Origin of the sequence: uncultured Aliiroseovarius sp., from assembly GCF_947492455.1 — a bacterium.
GTDB lineage: Bacteria > Pseudomonadota > Alphaproteobacteria > Rhodobacterales > Rhodobacteraceae > Aliiroseovarius.
The window spans coordinates 439668-459072 of the sequence record NZ_CANLNB010000002.1 but is presented as its reverse complement, the minus strand read 5'-3'; the positions used below and the strand labels follow the sequence as shown (position 1 = coordinate 459072).

The following is a 19405-nucleotide window of genomic DNA, read 5'->3' as shown; positions in this document are numbered from 1 at the left end:
TTTCCCGCCCTTTTCTTTTGACTTAACCGTTCAGGATGCGTCCCAGCATTTCCTGACTATCGCGGCTCAGACCGTCCGTCGCCAGAACTCGCTCGATCTGGGCTTTCATCATCGCCTGACGGTCGGCGTCATAGCGCCGCCATGTCTCAAACCCTGACGACATCCGGGCCGTGATCTGCGGGTTCACAGGGTCAAGCTTGATCAGCCAATCGGCAAACAGCTTGTACCCTTCGCCCGACCCATTGTGGAACCCCGCCGGGTTCATGATGAACGCGCCAAAGACCGCGCGGAAGCGGTTCGGGTTCTTCCAGTTGAAGGCGCTGTCCTCGGTCAGTTTGGCAACGATATCGGCCGTGTCTTCCGGCGCGGAATGGGTCACCTGCATGGCGAACCACTTGTCCATCACAAGCTCATCCGTTTCGAACCGTGCCCGGAAGTCCGCCAGTGCGGCATCGCCTTTCTGGGCCTGCAACAAAAGCCCAAGCGCGCCCAGCCGAAGCGTCATGTTGTCGGCCCGATCATAAAGCGCCTGCGCCGCCGCGCCGCCATCCAGACGGTTCAAAAGGTTCATCAGCCCCAGCCCCAGCGCGCGTTTGCCCGCTTGATCAGCGTTGGGCTGGAACGGGTCGGTCACCTCCATTTCTGCCATCAGGCGGGGCAGAAGGTCTTGCAGATGCTCGGTCATTGCTTGCCACAGCGTCTGCTTGGCGCGGTAGATCTTCATGGGGTCGGGGGTGACGCCCGCGTCGAACAGCGTCTGCGCCAGATCGTCCTGACCGGGCAGGCCAAGGGTCAGCGCACGGAAGGCAGGGTCAAGGCTGTCGTCGCGCAGCATCACAGCTATCGCGTGCAGATAGTCGTCCAGCGGGGCGTCCTCGCCAGTGATCAGGGCGATCAACACGTCCCGGGCCAGCGTCCGGCCTGCTTCCCACTTGTTGAACGGGTCGGTGTCATGGGCCAGCAGGAAGGCGCGTTCCTGGGCCGAAGTTTCACGCTCCAAAATCACCGGGGCCGAGAAGTGGCGCAGGATCGAGGGTGTGGGCTTCGCGGCCAGCCCCTCGAAGGTGAAACTTTGCTCGGCCTCGGTCATCTCAAGGATTTGCGTCGACTGCACCTCGTCGCCATTGGGACCCAGAAGGCCCACGGCAAGAGGGATGTGCTGCGGCAGTTTCTCGTCCTGACCGGGGGTCGGGGGCGTCGACTGCTTGAAGGTCAACGTATAGGTGCCGTCAGCCCAGTCTTCCGACACGGCAACGCGCGGCGTACCGGCTTGTTTGTACCAGCGGCGGAACTGTGTCAGATCGCGCCCGGTGCTGTCCTCAAAGACCTTCACCCAATCCTCGATTGTCGCGGCCTCGCCATCGTGGCTGGTGAAATACAGATCCAGCGCTTTGTCATAGGCGTCATCGCCCACCAAAACCCGCAACATGCGGATCAGCTCAGCCCCTTTTTCATAGATCGTGGCCGTGTAGAAATTGTTGATCTCGACAAAGCTGTCGGGCTGCACTTGGTGGGCCAGCGGGCCATTGTCTTCGCGGAACTGACGGCCACGTAGGGCAGAGACATCGTTGATCCGGCACACCGCTTCCGACCGCATATCGCCCGAGAACTGCTGATCGCGGAACACGGTCAGCCCTTCCTTCAGGCTTAGCTGGAACCAGTCGCGACAGGTGATGCGGTTGCCGGTCCAGTTGTGGAAATACTCATGCGCGATGATCGCCTCGATCCGTTCGAAGTTCGCGTCCGTGGACGTCTCGGGCGACGCCAGAACCGCAGAGGTGTTGAAGATGTTCAACCCCTTGTTCTCCATCGCGCCCATGTTGAAGTCAGACACGGCGACGATCTGGAAGATGTCGAGGTCATACTCGCGCCCGTAAACCTCTTCATCCCATTTCATCGAATCCTTCAACGCCTGCATCCCGAAGGCAGTTTTGCCCTCGTCGCCGGGGCGCACCCACAGCTTCAGCTCCACATCCTTGCCGGACATGGTGGTGAAGCTGTCGTCACGGGCCACAAGATCGCCCGCGACCAGCGCGAACAGATAGGCGGGCTTGGGCCACGGGTCGTCCCATTCGGCCCACCCGTCGCCCGACGCGACCGGGTTGCCGTTGGACAGCATCACGGGCTCGCTGCCTTCAATGCGCACCTTGAAGGGGGCCATGACGTCAGGGCGGTCAGGGTAATAGGTGATGCGGCGGAAGCCCTCGGCCTCGCACTGGGTGCAATACATGCCGTTCGACATATAAAGCCCTTCCAAAGCGGTGTTGGTTTCAGGGCTGATCTCGACCTCGGCCTCCCACACGAAGGGCGCATCAGGTACGTCTGCTTTCAATCCGCCGTCGACCAGTTCTGGTGTGATGTCTGTTCCGTCAACGGCCGCGCGGATCAGGGTAAGCCCTTCGCCATGCAAGAAAAATTCTTTGGATACCGCGTCCGGGTTCGGTGTGAACCGGATTGTCGACACCACCCGCGTCGCGGTGGGGTGCAGGTGAAAGACCAGCTCGACCCCGTCGATCAGATAAGCGGGGGGCGTGTAGTCGGCCAGATAGATCGGTTGGGGGGCAGCGTCTTTCATCAGAAATCCTTCGGGCTTGAGTCCAGACCCGAAATCTAGGCGCGGGAGTGCAGGGCTGCAAGCCCGTCCAGACGTCATGTTGACGAGGCTCAGATAAGCTTTGCTTAACCGAGGTCAAAATAAACCCACTTGCGCATTGGTTTCGTATCGGAAACTCTAGGGTGCATACAGAGGTATACGAGGGGTTTCGACATGAGCGACTATATCGAACGGGCAGGGCTTCAGGTTCATCGCGAACTTGGCCGCTTTCTGGAAACACGCGCGCTGGCGGGAACGGCGCTGCGCTATGACGATTTCTGGAGCGGTTTTGCGCAGATCCTGACTGATCTCGCCCCGAAGAACAGGGCGCTGTTGGAGAAACGCGCGCAGCTTCAGCGGCAGCTGGACGATTGGCACAAAGCCCGCGCGGGACAGCCTCATGATGCCGTTGCCTATCGCGCCTTTCTGGAAGAGATCGGATATCTGGTCCCCGAAGGGCCGGACTTTGCGATCGAGACCGAAAACACCGACCCTGAGATTGCCTTGATCCCCGGCCCGCAATTGGTCGTACCAATCATGAATGCGCGCTATGCGCTGAACGCGGCGAATGCGCGTTGGGGCAGCCTCTACGATGCGCTTTATGGCACCGATGCTTTGGGCGATCTGCCAGAAGGCAAGGGCTATAACCCGGCCCGCGGCGCCCGCGTCATCGCAGCGGCCAAAAGCTTCCTCGACGGTGTTCTTCCGCTGGCCGATGGCAGCTGGGCGGAAGCCATGCGGATCGGAAATACGCCGCCCGCCTTGGCCAACCCCGGCCAGTTCCTTGGGAGTCGCGATAAGCTCTTCTTTTATGAAAACAATGGCTTGAAGATCGTTCTTGAGTTCGATGACACCACCGAAATCGGCGCGTCGGACCCGCTTGGCCTGTCTGACGTTCGGCTGGAAAGCGCCATGTCGGCGATCATGGATTGCGAAGACAGCGTGGCCGCGGTGGATGCCGAGGACAAGGTGCTGGCCTATTCCAACTGGCTGGGCTTGATGGATGGGTCGCTGACCGAAGAGGTCAGCAAGGGCGGCAAAACGTTCGAGCGGAAGCTGAATGACGATCTGACGTTTGACGGCCCCGATGGCGAGGTCAAGCTGAAGGGCCGCGCCCTGATGCTGGTGCGCAATGTGGGGCACCTGATGACCAACCCGGCGATCCTGTTGCCCGATGGTGCGGAAGTGCCGGAAGGATTGATGGACGCCGTCGTCACCACGCTCTGCGCCATGCATGATCTGAAGCGCGAGGGCGGGAACTCGGTCACAGGATCGGTCTATGTCGTGAAACCCAAGATGCATGGGCCTGAAGAGGTTGCCTTCGCGGACGAGATCTTTGACCGGGTGGAAGAGTTGCTGGGCCTGCCGCGTCACACCGTGAAGCTGGGCATCATGGATGAGGAACGCCGTACGTCTGTGAACTTGAAAGAATGTATCCGCGCCGCGAAGCATCGCGTGGCCTTCATCAATACAGGTTTCCTTGACCGCACCGGGGATGAAATCCACACCTCGATGGAGGCAGGGCCGATGATCCGCAAGGGCGAGATGAAGAATGCGGCGTGGATTGCCTCTTACGAGGATCGCAACGTGGATATCGGTCTGGCCTGTGGCCTGAAGGGCCGGGCGCAGATCGGCAAGGGCATGTGGGCCGCGCCGGATCGGATGGCGGATATGCTGGACCAGAAGATCGGTCATCCGATGTCGGGTGCGAATTGCGCTTGGGTGCCCAGTCCGACGGCAGCGACCCTGCACGCGACGCACTATCACCAAGTGGATGTGCTGGCCCGCCAAGAGGAACTGCTGGAGGGCGGCGCGCGCGGCACGTTGGACGACCTGCTGACCATCCCGGTCGCTGCGGGTGTAAACTGGTCCGAGGACGAAATCCGCGAAGAAATCGAAAACAACGCGCAAGGCATTCTGGGCTATGTGGTGCGCTGGATTGATGCAGGCGTTGGCTGCTCGAAAGTGCCGGACATCCACGACATTGGCCTGATGGAAGACCGCGCGACTTGCCGGATCTCGTCTCAGGCTCTAGCGAATTGGCTGCACCACGGCGTCGTCTCGCAAGACGAGGTGATGGCCGCATTGCGCAAGATGGCCGTGAAGGTCGACGCACAGAACGCGGGCGATCCCAGCTATCAGCCGATGGCACCCGGCTATGACGGCGTGGCCTTTCACGCTGCCTGCGACCTTGTGTTCAAGGGCCGTGTGCAGCCATCCGGCTATACTGAACCCGTGCTGCATGCACGTCGTCTGGAAAAGAAAGCAGAGGCTTGAGGGACACTATGAACCGTATCACGTTGGACGCAGCGCGCGTCATCATTCATGACACGATGGCCTATGGCCGCGATAAGGGCATGAAGCCGCTGTCGGTGGTCGTTGTTGACGCTGGCGGTCATGTGCTGGCGTTTGAACGCGCAGACGGGGCGCCTCCGGGCCGGTTCGACATTGCACGTGGTAAGGCCTATGGCTCGGTCATGCTGGGGATCGGCGGCACCGCGCAACGCGACCGCGCCGAGGCACAGGCCTATTTCATTGCCGCTGCTGGTGCCGCCTATGAGGGCAAGCTGGTGCCGGTGCCGGGTGGCATTCTGGTGCGCAATGACTCTGGCGATGTGATCGGGGCCGTCGGGGTCACTGGTGACACCTCGGAAAATGACCTTGAAGCCGGGTCGGCTGGGATCAAATCCGTCGGATTGACCGCCGACGGCTGATCACCTGCGATCACAGTCCGTTAAGAGGCAGCGCAAGGGGTTTGAACTTCCCTTTGCGCTGTTTTACGTTCCGGGAAACACACCACAATCGTCGGAGCAGACATGAAACGCCCCACTGTCGGCATTATCGGCAACTCCTATTTGCTGAATGACAACTACCCGACCCATGCGGGCGGCACGATGAACTCGGAAGCCGTGTCGCAGGTTGCGGGCTGTCTGCCACTGATCGTTCCGACAGATCCGCGTTTTGTCACGGTCGACGAGCTGCTCGAGACGTGTGATGGGTTCCTGTTCACCGGTGGGCGTCCCAATGTCCACCCCGAGGAATATGGCGAAGATGAAACCGAAGCGCATGGCGAATTTGATCGCTGTCGCGACGCGATCACGCTGCCGCTGATCCGCGCTTGCGTTGATCGCGGGCAGCCGTTTTTCGGGATCTGCCGGGGCTTTCAAGAGGTCAATGTCGCCATGGGCGGCTCGCTCTATCCTGAAATCCGCGAGCTTCCGGGGCGGATGAACCACCGGATGCCGCCGGACGGGACGCTTGAGGAAAAGTTTGCCATCCGTCACGATGTCCATTTCGACAAGGGCGGGGTGTTCTGTGATCTGCTGGGCGAAACCGTGCGGACAAATACTCTGCACGGGCAGGGGATCAAGACCTCTGGCCCGCGCGTGATCATCGAAGGTCACGCCGATGACGGCACGCCCGAAGCCATCGTGATCAAGGATGCGCCCGGGTTTACGCTGTCGGTTCAGTGGCACCCAGAATACCGCGCCGCCGAAGACCCGGTCTCGCGCGTGTTGTTTACGGCGTTCGGGGATGCTGTGCGCGCCTGGGCTGCGGGCAAGGCGGCCTGATCACATCCCTGTGACCTGGCTGGTTTCACGCGGGTTCACCGTTGACCTTCCCCCTGCTGGAACCCGTATCGCTGTCTTAAATGACGGTTGGACGAGGACAGGATCTTAATGAAACCAGCGTATTTCTATGGTGGCACGGCGCTTGCCGGGGTGGCTGTGGCAGCTTGGATCGGGTTTGGACCGGCGCCAGATGTGGCTCCGCCCAACCCGGTGGGCGATGCGGCCCAATATGACGCTACCCCTACCGAGATGGTTCAAGTGAACCTGCCTGATCTGGGAAGCGACTATGCCGTCGGCGCGCGCGCCTTCACCGCGAAATGTGCGGCCTGTCACGGGCCGTCGGCGGGCGGGTTGGAGGGGGCGGGCCCGCCGCTGATCCACAAGATCTATGAACCCTCGCATCACGGGGATGCGGCCTTCTTCCGTGCTGCCGAGGTCGGCGTGCGGGCGCATCACTGGACCTTTGGCAACATGCCTCCGGTCGAGGGCATCACCCGTGCCGAGGTCGCCGAGATCGTGAAATACCTGCGCGCCGTCCAACGCGCCAACGGGATCCTCTGAACGCAAAAAAGGCCCCAGCGATCTGGGGCCTTTTGGACGATTTTCTGGGGAAGTCTAGCGTGCCAGGTCCAGCACGCGGGCTTCGTATTTCTTCAACACCATACGCGCGGTGTCGCCATATTGGCGCGGTTCGCTGCGCAGTTCCGGGAACAGAGTGAACAGCTCGTCCCGTGCGGCCTCATCAACAGCTTTCAGACCCTGATGCCCCGGGTGGAAGCTTTCCGTCGCGGCGCCGTTGGCGAAGATCACCTGATGCGCGTCGAACATGATGTGGTAGTAGGTCACGCGGTCCACATCGGTCTGCGTCGCGCATCCGCTGTGCAACAGGTGCACGGCGGGGATCATAACCTCGGGTTCTGCGAAGAACAGGCTGGCCTGCGGCCCTTCATAGACCATGCGGTGCTGGGGCGAGACGATCAGCGCGCTGTGGTTGCCAAACGCGCCTTCTTGGATCCGGATCGGCGCAAGACGGCCAACGCCAGCAGTCGTCGTGTGGCTAATCCAGCGAATAGGCTGCAGACCGTGATCGCGGGTGACCACCATGTCGCCCACGCGCAGATCTTCGATGGGGCGCTCGCCGCGGTCGGTCAGGATCAGGCTACCGGTGGTAAAGCAAATCACATCGCGATAATCCAGATCGCCACCCGAGCCAAAATCACCATCGGTGTCGGGCAGAAGCACATTCCCGGCCCCATCGGTGTCGGTATCGTTGACATCCCACCCCGACACGTCGTCGACTGCGTCTTTAATGCCGTCGCCATCCGCATCGCCCGAGGCGTCAATCACGGATTGCGTGACACCATGTCCAGCTTCCTCTGCATCGCTTAGGCCGTCGTCGTCACTGTCGCTATCCCGATAGTCATGAGTACCATCGCCGTCAGTGTCCTCGGGGCTGACTCCATTCGATCCTGAGTATCCCGTGGAGGGGGTGGCATCATAGGCGTCGTCAATGCCGTCGCCATCGGTGTCTGTCCCAGTGGGCTCGACATAGCCGCTGGTCGATTGACCCTCGACGTTGTCGGTGATGCCGTCATTGTCGCTGTCCAGATCCAGATAGTCGACGATCCCGTCTCCATCTGTGTCGACAGCCGTCAGGCCGTTCGAACCGGCGGCGCCAGTCGTCGGCGTCGCATCATAGGCATCATCCAACCCGTCACCGTCGGCATCATTGCCGATGGGCGCAACATACCCTGTCGAGCTCTGCGCTTCGACATTGTCGGCAATGCCGTCGCCATCGCTGTCCAGATCAAGATGGTCAAAGATGCCATCGCCGTCGGTATCAACTTCGACAACAGTTTCGGCAACCGTAAATGTGTGTACCGCTTCGCTTCCGAAGCTCGGGTTCGCACCAGAATCCACGACCGTTACACCGTCAATGGCAACTTCGTACTTTCCGAACGACCCTTGAGTCAGCCCATCGCCAAACGAGTCGTAGACAGTGAACGTATAGTCACCCAGATCGGTGACCGAGATATCCGTGATCTCGATGGTATTATTAGCGGGATCACCTGTCGCGATGACCGCGCCGCTCGCATCCTTTAGCTCCCAGGTGTTCTCGGCGCCCGACCACTCATCCCCATCGAATGTAATGGTAATTGTGGACGGAGTTTCGGTGCCCATCTCATCTTCGTTCAGGATGCCGTCGCCATCGATATCAAGATCAACATCATCCCCAACGCCGTCGCCATCCGTATCCGGGGCAGGCACGTCGAAGGTCAGGTCCGAGATCCCCGAACCACCTGTCTGCGGCGCATCCGGACCGGGTTCGTAGGTCAGAACCAGCTGAGAGATCGGGCCAGACAGGTTGACGTCGATGTCGTTGGCGTTTGTGCCCTCGGTCTGGATCGATACCGTCCCGTCATCATTCGTAATGATCAGTTCGTCATCAATTCCTGACAGGCTGGCGATCACGTCGTCGGCCGGTATCAGATTGCCATCCGCGTCATAGGCCGCGATGGTCCAATAGTCGTCATAAGTTGATGCGCCATCATCATTGACGTGATCGATGGTGAAGGACAGGTTTTCGACGGGGGTCGAGAATTCATAGTCAGCGGTGATCGGCGATGAGACCGCGAAGGCCCCAAACTCGGATACATTGTACCCGCTTTGCGATGCATCCCAACTGCCCGTGAACGCCGCGGTCACGTCAGTGCTGTATGGTCCATCGTTGATTGTGGTTGTGCCGCCGACAGCTGTCCCGCCCGCACCGGTCAGCCAAATCGCATTGTCCAAAGTTGCCATGCAACTTCCCCCGTCTCTTACTCGTTACCAAACGCTCGGACCGGACACCTCCGGCGCTGAGCGAACACTCATTACTGCCACCAAATAAGTGGTTTACTCGGAAACCAGTTTCACGCGCAGAATTCACCACTGCAGTTGAAACGTACTTGCCACTCAATTTAGGACGGTCGATTTAAGAAAGCCTGAATGCGTCAATTTCAAGGCAAAATCAGGTGATCCAAGCCTTTGTTATGGTTAACGTTTCACGTTTATCTGCGCTCAGGGAGAAGTGCGCATATCAGAGGTAGATCTGCGCCCAGCCCATCAGCGCAAAGCGTGAAAAGCGTCGTCAGCGTTGTTCCATGAAACGCCTCAGACGCGCCAATCCTTCGCGAATATCTGCTGTTGAGCGGGCATAGGAAAAGCGCAGGGTTTGGTGGCCGCGAATCGGATCGAAATCCATACCGGGGGTCACGGCGATGTCGGCTTTTTCGAGGATCTCGGCAGCGAAGGCGCGGCTGTCGTCGGTGTGTTCGCTGACATCGGCGTAGATATAGAAGGCTCCGTCCGGCGGGGCGATCTTGTCGAACCCCGCCTTTGGCAGTTCCTCCAGCATCAACTGCCGGTTGGTGCGATAGGTGGCGAGGTTGGCGTCCAACTCGTCACGGGCGTTCAGCGCACCCAGGGCCGCTACCTGGCTGGCATGGGGCGGGCAGATGAACATATTCTGCGCCAAGCGTTCGACGGTGCGGATGTGATCTTCCGGCACAACCATCCAGCCCACGCGCCATCCGGTCATCGAGAAGTACTTCGAGAAGCTGTTGATCACGTAGATGTCATCGGACACCTCCAGCGCCGAAATTGCGCGCCCTTCATATTGCAGACCGTGATAGATCTCGTCCGCGATGAAGCTGGTGTTCTTGGCGCGGCAGGTGTCGATCAGTCCTTCCAGCGCGGCATGGTCCAGCATGGTGCCCGACGGGTTCGCAGGCGAGGCGGTGATCAGGCCAGCCAGCCCGTCCGGGATGTCCGCGGGCACCGGTTGTAGGCGGTTTTCTGGCTTGGTGGGCAGGCCGACCGGGGTCAGGTCCAGTGCCTTCAGAATTTGCCGATACGAGGGGTATCCGGGCTCGCCCAGACCGACCTTGTCGCCCGCATCAAACAGCGCAGTGAAGGCCAGAATAAAGGCGCCCGAACTGCCGGGGGTGACCACCACACGTTCGGGGTTGAGGTCCAGATTGTACCAATCTTTATAAAGCTTTGCGATGCCTTCCCGCAGGGCGGGCAGGCCCAGTGCGACAGTATATCCCAGCGCGTCGCTTTCCATTGCCTCGACCAAAGCGGCGCGCGCCGCTGTGGGGGCGGGTGTCGACGGCTGACCGACCTCCATATGGATGATGGGGCGGCCCTCGGCCTCGGCCGCGCGGGCGGCTTCCATCACGTCCATGACGATAAAGGGATCAACGTTACCACGGGTCGAGTTTTTCATCTGGGCCTCTTTGCGGTCTCGGCAGAATTGGGGCGGGCAGGGCGGTACCCGATCGTGTCGCCTGCCTGCCTGTCCCGCCCAGTGAAGTCAAGCTGGTGTCGGTGTCGCAGCGGGGGCAGTGGCGTGCGCAGATTGGCTCCGATCTCGGCGTCGGACGCGACGCAATGGTTGGCAGCACGCGCGCCATAGATTACATCCAAGTTAACTTTGAATATAAAAGCCCCGTTGGGGCACCCAGACAGGATCCTGATCGCATGCCATTTCCCTTTTCCCTGCGCAAAGCTGCCCTGACCGCCACCATGATTGCTGCGACGGCCCTGCCGGCCAGCGCGCTGGACCTGACCAACCTGTCGGATGACGAACGCAACGCTTTGCGCGACGAAATCCGCGCCTATCTTCTGGAAAACCCCGAAGTGATGATCGAGGTCTTCGCCGAATTGGAGCAGCGACAGGCGCAAGAGCAAGTCGAGCAAGACAAGACGTTGGTTCAGGTCAATGCCGAAGCGATCTTCAATGACGGGTTCTCGCATGTGATGGGCAACCCGGATGGCGACTATACGATTGTCGAGTTCGTAGATTACCAATGTGGTTTCTGCCGCAAGGCCCATACCGTGTTGCAGGACCTTCTGGCCGCAGACGGCAACATCCGTCTGATCCTGAAAGAGTTCCCGATCCTCAGCGAAGCCAGCCTGATGTCGGCGCAGTTCGCCATCTCGGCCCAGCAGCTTTTCGGGGCAGAGGCCTATGAGGTGCTGCACAACGAGCTGATCACCCTGCGTGGCAACGTGACCGAGGCCCGTTTGGTCGAACTGGCCGACGATCTGGAGCTGGACGGGGCGGCCATTGCGGCTGGCATGAACTCGCCCGAGGTGCAGCGCATCCTGACCGAGAACCGCGAGCTGGGTAAGCGCCTGCAAGTGACCGGCACACCGGCTTTTGTGATGCAGGACACCATGGCGCGTGGGTTCATGGAGCTGGAACAGATGCAGCAAATCATCTCAGCTGGCCGCGCGGCACAGTAAGCGGTGACGTTTGTGTCGCTGACAGGACGGTGTCGCAACGGGCTGCTTGCTGCGCTGTTGTCGGTGGTGTGCCCTTTTATGGCCGCCGCCAACACCACCTCTGCGCCCGATACCTCGTTGGTGCCCAAGCCACGGCCCAGCGTAAGCGCTCCTGCCCAAGCGACCACCGGGGCAGGGGATGATCGGGCACCTGTCCTGTCCGTCCCCACCCAAAGCCCCGCTGCGCTCAGCGGCTTGGCCTATCTGGCCGGTGACGGGGTTACGCTTCAGGACCGGTGGCGCGGCGTCGCCATCGAGGTGCCTATGACACAGGCGGTGCCGTGGCGTGTGTTCACCTTGGACGATCCCCGGCGTCTGGTCGTGGATTTCTCAGAGTTGGACTGGCAGGGCATTGATATCCCAAAGCTTCTGGCTCAGGGCGACTGGTTTTCGGACATTCATGCCGGGCTCTACCGTCCCGGCTGGACGCGGATTGTGTTCAGTTTGAATGCTCCGGTCGACGTGGTGTCGGCTGGTCTATCCACTCAAGAACAACCCGTGGCCGTGTCCCAACGGGCCGAGGGCGCGCGCCTGCGTGTTGATCTGGCGGCGGTCTCGGGCGCGGAGTTCGCGGCGAAGGCAGGGGCGCCCAAGGATGCCCTGTTTGACCGCCCGGCGCGTCCCATGCCTGCGCCCAAAACGCGCCAGCGTGGGGTCGGCGATGTGACCGTGGTTCTTGACCCCGGGCACGGCGGCATCGATCCGGGGGCCGAGCGGGGCGGTGTGGTCGAGGCCCATCTGATGCTGCGCTTTGCGCGCGAGTTGAAGGAAGAGCTGGTGCGCGCGGGGGGCTTCAACGTCGTCCTGACGCGCGACCGCGACGAATTCGTGCCGCTGGAAGAGCGTGTCTCGATCGCGCGGCGCGCAGGCGCCGATGTGTTCCTGTCGTTGCACGCAGATGCTTTGGCGCAAGGGCGGGCGACCGGGGCAAGCGTCTATACGCTGTCGCAAGAGGCGTCCGACGAGGCGTCGCGCAAACTGGCCGAACGCCATGATCGCAGCGATATTTTGGCCGGTGTAGACCTGTCACAACAGGATGACGCGGTGGCGCTTGTTCTGATGGATCTGGCACGGGCCGACACGGCGCCGCGTGCGGAAGCCTTGGCCGACAGCCTTGTCGAAGGGATCCACAGCGCCACTGGGTCAACCTATAAAACCCCGCGCATGCAGGCCGGGTTCTCGGTCCTGAAAGCGGCGGATATTCCGTCGGTGCTGATCGAGCTTGGCTTCCTGTCGTCCGAGCGGGACCGCAAGCTTCTGACCTCGCGTGAATGGCGGGCGGATGCGGCGCGGGGCATTCGGGAAGCACTGCAATACTGGGTGTTGCAGGACGCAGCTCAGGCTGATCTGTTGCGTCAATAGAGACGCTTAAGGCGCTGTTGTAAAAGTAAAAAGGCCACTCACTGAGTGGCCTTTTCTTGTTTTTCCTGTCTTACAGACCTTTGGCGCGATAGCTGGCCGCGATGCGGTCAATCGCCACGATGAACGCGGCCATGCGCAGGTCATCCACATCGTCGCGGGAATGCCAAACCTCGCGCATGGACTGATAGGCCACCCGCATCGTGTCATCCAGACCCGAGCGTACCAGCTCAAGTTCGTCCGCACCGCGCAGGTACTTCTCTTTGAACTCTGGCGACATCGACCAGGCGTCGCCAAGATAGCGATCCAGTCGCTCCAGCTCGTCTACCACCAGCTGGTGGCGCGCTTCTTCCTGACGGCGCTGCATGCGACCAAAGCGGATGTGGCTGAGGTTCTTGACCCATTCGAAATAGGAAACGGTCACACCGCCCGCGTTGGCATAAAGGTCCGGGATGATCACGGTCCCCTTGTCGCGCAGCACCTTATCCGCGCCCGAGGTGATCGGGCCATTCGCGGCCTCGATGATCAAGGGGGCCTGAACGCGTTCGGCATTGGTCAGGTTGATCACACCCTCAAGCGCGGCCGGGATCAGGATGTCACACTCAATTTCCAGCAACTCGGCACCATTTTCGACGTATTGGGCATCTGCAAACCCCTTCACGCCACCATGGCCCGCGATCCACTGATGCACGGCTTCAACGTCCAGCCCGTTGGCATCATACAACGCGCCATCACGCTCGATGATCCCGATGATCCGTGCGCCATCCTCATGCGATAGGAATTTGGCGGCGTGGTAGCCCACATTGCCCAGCCCCTGCACGACGATGCGCTTGTCTTTCAGTTTGCCATCTAGATTGGCAAGCTTCACGTCCTCGGGGTGCCGGAAGAATTCACGCAGAGCATATTGCACGCCACGCCCGGTGGCTTCGACACGGCCCGCGATGCCGCCAGCATGCGGCGGCTTGCCGGTCACACAGGCGCGCGCGTTGATGTCGGTCGTGTTCATGCGGGCATATTGGTCGGCGATCCACGCCATCTCGCGTTCGCCGGTGCCCATGTCGGGGGCAGGGACGTTTTGCGACGGGTTGATCAGGTCGCGTTTTGCCAGCTCATAGGCGAAACGACGGGTGATCAGTTCCAGCTCGTGCTCTTCATATTCGCGCGGATCGATGCACAGCCCGCCTTTCGAGCCGCCAAACGGCGTTTCCACCAGTGCGCATTTGAACGTCATGAGCGAGGCCAGCGCCTCGACCTCGTCCTGATCCACCGAGATGGCGTAGCGAATACCACCTTTTACGGGTTCCATATGCTCTGAATGGACAGAGCGATAGCCGGTGAACGTCTTGATCTCGCCGCGCAGACGCACGCCAAAACGGACCGTGTAGGTCGCGTTACAGACACGGATCTTTTCCTCTAGGCCCGAAGGCAGGTTCATCAGGGACGCCGCCCGGTTGAACATCAGTTCAACGGACTCTCGAAAACTCGGCTCATTCGTAAGGGACATTTTGTACCTCTGTACAGGTTTTGCATTGTTTTGCTGCGATGCCGCAGAATCGCATTGCTTTGCGACATTACGACACAGAGGTTAGGAAGATCTGATCAAAGTACCACCCCTAACATACCCGACCGAATGGTCATGTTATGAAGGGGTGTTTTCTGTTTCAAAAGTGGCATGTGCGTAACGCCATCCCACCTTGTATCTTAAGAATTTCATCGCACAACTCTGTGCATTTTTGAACGCATCCCTGTTCAGCTGTGCGTGTTGTGCGGAGGGGCGCGGATCACTAGCTTCTAGGCAGACACACAGTCAAGGAAGCGAGGTTCCCATGTCCATTCGCCCAGTTCTCTCTGCTGATCAATCCAAGCCCACGCTGGAAGGCGCCGGGGTGCATCTGCACCGCGCCTTTGGGTTCCACGATCCAAAGGCCTATGACCCGTTCCTGCTGTTTGATGATTTTCGCAATGACGACCCGCGCCTGTCCGAAAAGGGCTTCCCGTGGCACCCTCATCGCGGCATCGAGACCATTACCTATGTTCTGGCCGGCGAGGTCGAGCATGAGGACAGCCTTGGCAACACGGGCCGTTTGGGCGCGGGCGACATTCAGTGGATGACCGCCGGATCTGGCATCATGCATCAGGAAATGCCCATCGCGAACGCCAAGGGGCAGATGCACGGGTTTCAGCTTTGGGCCAACCTGCCGCGTGATCTGAAGATGACGGCGCCGAACTATCAGGATGTGCCTTCGGTCGAGATCCCGGTGATTGAAGAGGACGACGGCACCAAGGTGCGCGTGATCGTGGGCGATTTCTGGGGCCGCTCCGGTCCGGTCGATGGCATCGCGGCGGATCCGCTTTACCTGGATGTCAGCGTGCCTGCAGGGGTCACCAAGACACTGCCGGTCGATACGCGCCGTCAGGCCTTTGCCTATGTGTTTGAAGGGGCAGGGGCGTTTGCCGACGCCGCCGCCCCTCAGGGCGTGCTGCTTGAGAAAGAGGTGATGGGCCAAGAGGTCAACATCCGCGACCTGTCTGGCAACCGCACCGTGATCCGCTTTGGTGCGGGCGACGAGGTGCGCGTGCAGGCCGGGCCCGAGGGGATCCGCTTCCTTCTGGTCGCGGGCGCTCCGATCCGCGAACCCGTCGCGTGGCATGGACCTATTGTGATGAACACGAAAGACGAGCTGCGCCAAGCCATGAGCGACCTGCGTAACGGGACTTTTATCAAGCCCGCGCACTAGCGGAAATGTCGCAATCCGTTTTCATTGCGTCGGTCATTGCATAAATCTGACGAATTGTTACAAGGGCAGGAACGCTGCCCTTTTTTTACTGGTTCCATGTCCCGACTGCTCCGCCTTGTTGATCTCCCCCCGATCTGGTTGATCGCGATGGCCGCTGCGGCCTTCGGGGTGGATCGTTTTGTTCCGGGGCTAGGCTTTGATCTGGGCTGGACGCGCTGGCTGGGAAACGGACTGGTTGCGGTCGGGCTGGGGGTAATGGGTTTGGCCGTATGGGAATTTCTGCGCGCACGCACCACGATCATCCCGCGACAAACGCCAACTGCTTTTCTGCAAAACGGCATTTATCGCCTGACCCGCAATCCGATCTATCTGGGCGATGCGCTGGTCTTGGGCGGGCTGATCCTGCGCTGGGACGTGCTGCCTGCGCTGATCCTGGTGCCCATCTTCACAAGAATCATCACGACGCGCTTCATCATAGGAGAAGAGGAAGGACTGACCGCCATTTTTGGCGATGAGTTCAAAAACTGGGCCGCGACCGTGCGTCGCTGGCTATAAATTGCTGCAAAGCGGCATTGCGCCGCGACGTGCTGTCGCGTATTGAAATAATATTGTCGCAATGATCGCTGAAACGATAGCTTCTTGCGCAGCGGATGCGTATAGAATGCGCCATGAAACCGCCGGGGCCGAGGGATGACCCCTCGTTCGGCACACGACGGGAGAAGGAAGAGACTGTGAAAATCGGTGTACCCAAGGAAGTATTTGAGGGCGAAAACCGGGTCGCAATGACACCGGAAAGCGCCAAGATGCTGCAAAAGCTGGGCTATGACTGCGTGATCGAAACCAAGGCAGGTGAGGCTGCTGGTTTCTCGGATGCGGTATATAAAGAAGCAGGTGTCGAGGTCGTAAAGACCGCAGCCGCGCTTTGGAAAGCTGCAGACATCATTGCGAAAGTGCGTCAGCCGAACGATACCGAGCTGAAGCGCCTGACCGCGGACAAGACGCTGATCAGCTTCTTCAATCCGGGCGGCAACGAGGACGGGCTTGAGAAAGCCAAGAAGTCCGGCGCAAGCGTCATTGCCATGGAAATGGTGCCGCGTATCTCGCGTGCGCAGAAAATGGACGCGCTGTCCTCGATGGCAAACATCGCTGGCTACCGTGCCGTGATCGAAGCCGGTAACAACTTTGGCCGTTTCTTCACCGGTCAGGTGACCGCCGCTGGTAAGGTTCCGCCTGCCAAGGTGCTGGTTGTCGGTGCTGGTGTTGCTGGTCTGGCCGCCATTGGTACCTCGACCTCGCTGGGTGCGATTACCTATGCGTTCGACGTACGCCCGGAAGTGGCTGAACAGGTCGAATCCATGGGCGCCGAGTTCGTCTATCTGGACTTCGAAGAAGAGCAGCAGGATGGTGCCGCCACCGGTGGTTACGCCGCTGTGTCCTCGCCGGAATTCCGCGAAGCTCAGCTGGCCAAGTTCCGTGAACTGGCCCCGGAAGTGGACATCGTCATCACCACCGCGCTGATCCCCAACCGCGAAGCTCCGAAGCTTTGGCTTAAAGACATGATCGACGCGATGAAGCCGGGCTCGGTCATTGTTGACCTTGCGGCCGAAAAAGGCGGGAACGCCGAAGGCACCGTGATGGACGAGAAGGTCGTGACCGACAATGGCGTGACCATCATCGGCTATACCGACTTCCCGTCGCGTATGGCAGCCCAGTCGTCGTCGCTTTATGCCAACAACATCCGTCACATGATGACGGACCTGACACCGGAAAAAGACGGTGTGGTCAATCATGACATGGAAGATGACGTGATCCGTGGCGCGACCGTGACCCATCAGGGCGAGATCACCTTCCCGCCGCCCCCGCCGAAAGTGCAGGCCATCGCGGCCCAGCCGAAGGCCGAGGTCAAGGAACTGACGCCGGAAGAGATCAAAGCACAAGAAGCTGCCGCGTTCAAAGCGCAGACCAAACAGCAGGTGACCCTGCTGGCGGTTGGTGGTGGTCTGATGCTGCTAGCCGGTCTCTATGCCCCTGCCAGCTTCATGCAGCACTTCATCGTGTTTGTGCTGGCCGTGTTTGTGGGCTTCCAGGTGATCTGGAACGTCTCGCACTCGCTGCACACACCGCTGATGGCTGTGACCAACGCCATTTCGTCGATCATCATCCTGGGTGCGCTCATGCAGATCGGATCGGGCTCGTTCCTGGTCATCCTGTTGGCCGCAGCTTCGGTCTTTATGGCCGGGATCAACATTTTCGGCGGCTTCCTCGTGACACGGCGCATGCTCGCCATGTTCCAGAAATCGTAAGGGGGTAGAGATCATGGAATTTGGTTTCACCACGGCTGCATATGTTGTTGCAGCAGTTCTGTTCATCCTCTCCCTTGGCGGTCTGTCGGGACAGGAAAGCGCGAAACGCGCGGTATGGTATGGCATTGTCGGCATGGCGCTGGCGGTGGCTGCAACCCTGATCGGCCCCGGTGCCGGTCTGTGGTGGCTGTCGATCCCGCTGATCGCAGCAGGCGGCGTCATTGGCTATCAGCTGGCATCCAAGGTCGAAATGACACAGATGCCGGAACTGGTGGCTGGCATGCACGCGCTGGTCGGTCTGGCCGCTGTGTTCGTTGGCTTCAACGCCCACTTTGAAATCGGCAACGCCGCAGAAGCTCTGGCCATCGGCAAAGATGCCGTGAAAGAGCTGGGCAGCTTCGGTCAACTGATTGCCAAGAAATCGGCGGTCGAGATCAACATCCTGTTGGTTGAGCTGTCGCTGGGCGTCTGGATCGGTGCCGTGACCTTCACCGGCTCGGTGATCGCTTACGGCAAACTGTCGGGCAAAGTAACCTCGTCGGCTGAAAAGCTGCCGGGCGGTCACATGCTGAACGCGGGCGCGGCTGCGCTCTCGGTCATCTGCCTGATTTGGTACCTGAACACCGCATCCTTCCTGCCGCTGATCATCCTGACTGTCGCTGCTCTGTTCATCGGCTATCACCTGATCATGGGCATCGGCGGCGCCGACATGCCGGTGGTTGTGTCGATGCTGAACAGCTACTCGGGCTGGGCCGCGGCTGCCATCGGCTTCTCGCTTGGCAACGACCTTCTGATCGTTGTGGGCGCGCTGGTTGGTTCGTCGGGTGCGATCCTGTCCTACATCATGTGTAAGGCGATGAACCGCTCGTTCATCAGCGTTATTCTGGGCGGCTTTGGTGGCGGCTCGGACGGCCCGGCCATGGAAATCGAAGGCGAGCAGATCGCCATCGACGCCGATGGTGTGGCCGCGTCGCTTGAGGAAGCCGACAGTGTGGTCATCATCCCCGGTTACGGTATGGCTGTGGCGCAAGCCCAGCAGAACGTGGCCGAGCTGACCCGTCGTCTGCGTGCCAAGGGCAAGAATGTCCGCTTCGCAATCCACCCGGTTGCAGGCCGTCTGCCCGGTCACATGAACGTGCTGCTGGCGGAAGCCAAAGTGCCTTACGACATCGTGCTGGAGATGGACGAGATCAACGACGACTTCCCGGAAACGGATGTCGCCATCGTCATCGGCTCGAACGACATCGTGAACCCGGCCGCTCAGGACGACCCGAACAGCCCCATCGCCGGTATGCCGGTTCTGGAATGCTGGAAGGCCAAGCAGGTCTTCGTGTCGAAACGTGGTCAGGGTGCAGGTTACTCGGGCATCGAGAACCCGCTGTTCTTCAAAGAGAACACTCGCATGTTCTATGGCGACGCCAAACAGTCGCTGGATACGCTGCTGACGCTGATCCAGTAAGACGCTCAAAATCACGTGAAGCGCCCCCGATCCGGGGGCGTTTTGCTTTT

14 protein-coding genes are annotated in these 19405 nt (G+C 60.2%); 10 read left to right on the top strand and 4 right to left on the bottom strand.

What is annotated here, in order from left to right:
* Window positions 1-22: 22 nt before the first annotated feature.
* A complete protein-coding gene (gene pepN / locus Q0677_RS05620) occupies window positions 23-2575 on the bottom strand; it encodes an aminopeptidase N (RefSeq protein ID WP_298906902.1) in 2553 nt (850 codons plus the stop codon).
* Between the two features lie 192 nt (window positions 2576-2767).
* On the opposite strand from pepN, the gene Q0677_RS05615 reads away from it, so the two are divergent.
* The 4 genes from Q0677_RS05615 (at window position 2768) to Q0677_RS05600 (ending at window position 6726) form a co-directional block, all read left to right on the top strand.
* A complete protein-coding gene (locus Q0677_RS05615; RefSeq protein ID WP_298906898.1) occupies window positions 2768-4870 on the top strand; it encodes a malate synthase G in 2103 nt (700 codons plus the stop codon).
* A gap of 8 nt (window positions 4871-4878) precedes the next feature.
* The gene (locus Q0677_RS05610; RefSeq protein ID WP_298906895.1) at window positions 4879-5307 is read left to right on the top strand and encodes a heme-binding protein; all 429 of its coding nucleotides are present in this window, start codon (window positions 4879-4881) and stop codon (window positions 5305-5307) included.
* Window positions 5308-5409: 102 nt separating this feature from the next.
* Window positions 5410-6165, top strand: a complete 756-nt coding sequence (locus Q0677_RS05605) for a gamma-glutamyl-gamma-aminobutyrate hydrolase family protein (RefSeq protein WP_133488069.1) — start codon at window positions 5410-5412, stop codon at window positions 6163-6165.
* A gap of 108 nt (window positions 6166-6273) precedes the next feature.
* Window positions 6274-6726 carry a cytochrome c gene (locus Q0677_RS05600; protein WP_298906890.1) on the top strand — a complete coding sequence of 151 codons (453 nt, stop codon included), beginning with the start codon at window positions 6274-6276 and terminating at the stop codon, window positions 6724-6726.
* Between the two features lie 54 nt (window positions 6727-6780).
* On the opposite strand, the gene Q0677_RS05595 is transcribed toward Q0677_RS05600, so the two are convergent.
* Window positions 6781-8967 (bottom strand): Hint domain-containing protein, encoded by a 2187-nt coding sequence (locus Q0677_RS05595; protein ID WP_298906888.1) that lies wholly within the window; start codon window positions 8965-8967, stop codon window positions 6781-6783.
* 328 nt (window positions 8968-9295) lie between these two features.
* Entirely contained in the window at window positions 9296-10435 is a 1140-nt protein-coding gene (locus tag Q0677_RS05590; protein ID WP_298906885.1) for an aminotransferase class I/II-fold pyridoxal phosphate-dependent enzyme, read from the bottom strand.
* Window positions 10436-10689: 254 nt separating this feature from the next.
* Here Q0677_RS05590 and Q0677_RS05585 point away from each other — a divergent pair, with 254 nt between their 5' ends.
* Together Q0677_RS05585 and Q0677_RS05580 are read left to right on the top strand one after the other, a co-directional pair.
* The gene (locus Q0677_RS05585) at window positions 10690-11457 is read left to right on the top strand and encodes a DsbA family protein (protein ID WP_298906883.1); all 768 of its coding nucleotides are present in this window, start codon (window positions 10690-10692) and stop codon (window positions 11455-11457) included.
* 78 nt (window positions 11458-11535) lie between these two features.
* Window positions 11536-12858 (top strand): N-acetylmuramoyl-L-alanine amidase, encoded by a 1323-nt coding sequence (locus Q0677_RS05580; RefSeq protein WP_298906881.1) that lies wholly within the window; start codon window positions 11536-11538, stop codon window positions 12856-12858.
* A gap of 70 nt (window positions 12859-12928) precedes the next feature.
* Here the strand turns inward: Q0677_RS05580 and Q0677_RS05575 are convergent, their stop codons facing one another.
* Complete coding sequence (locus Q0677_RS05575) at window positions 12929-14359, bottom strand: Glu/Leu/Phe/Val dehydrogenase (RefSeq protein ID WP_298906879.1); 1431 nt, start codon at window positions 14357-14359, stop codon at window positions 12929-12931.
* A gap of 322 nt (window positions 14360-14681) precedes the next feature.
* Between Q0677_RS05575 and Q0677_RS05570 the strand changes: the two genes are divergently transcribed.
* From Q0677_RS05570 to Q0677_RS05555, 4 genes are all read left to right on the top strand, one after another.
* Window positions 14682-15593, top strand: coding sequence for a pirin family protein (locus tag Q0677_RS05570; protein WP_298906877.1), 912 nt, complete (start codon window positions 14682-14684; stop codon window positions 15591-15593).
* Window positions 15594-15689: 96 nt separating this feature from the next.
* A complete protein-coding gene (locus tag Q0677_RS05565) occupies window positions 15690-16148 on the top strand; it encodes a methyltransferase (protein ID WP_298906873.1) in 459 nt (152 codons plus the stop codon).
* A 176-nt stretch (window positions 16149-16324) separates the two neighbouring features.
* Window positions 16325-17896: a Re/Si-specific NAD(P)(+) transhydrogenase subunit alpha gene (locus Q0677_RS05560; RefSeq protein WP_298906871.1), complete on the top strand. Its 1572-nt coding sequence runs from the start codon at window positions 16325-16327 to the stop codon at window positions 17894-17896.
* Between the two features lie 13 nt (window positions 17897-17909).
* Complete coding sequence (locus Q0677_RS05555) at window positions 17910-19355, top strand: NAD(P)(+) transhydrogenase (Re/Si-specific) subunit beta (protein ID WP_133488091.1); 1446 nt, start codon at window positions 17910-17912, stop codon at window positions 19353-19355.
* The last annotated feature ends 50 nt before the right edge of the window (window positions 19356-19405 follow it).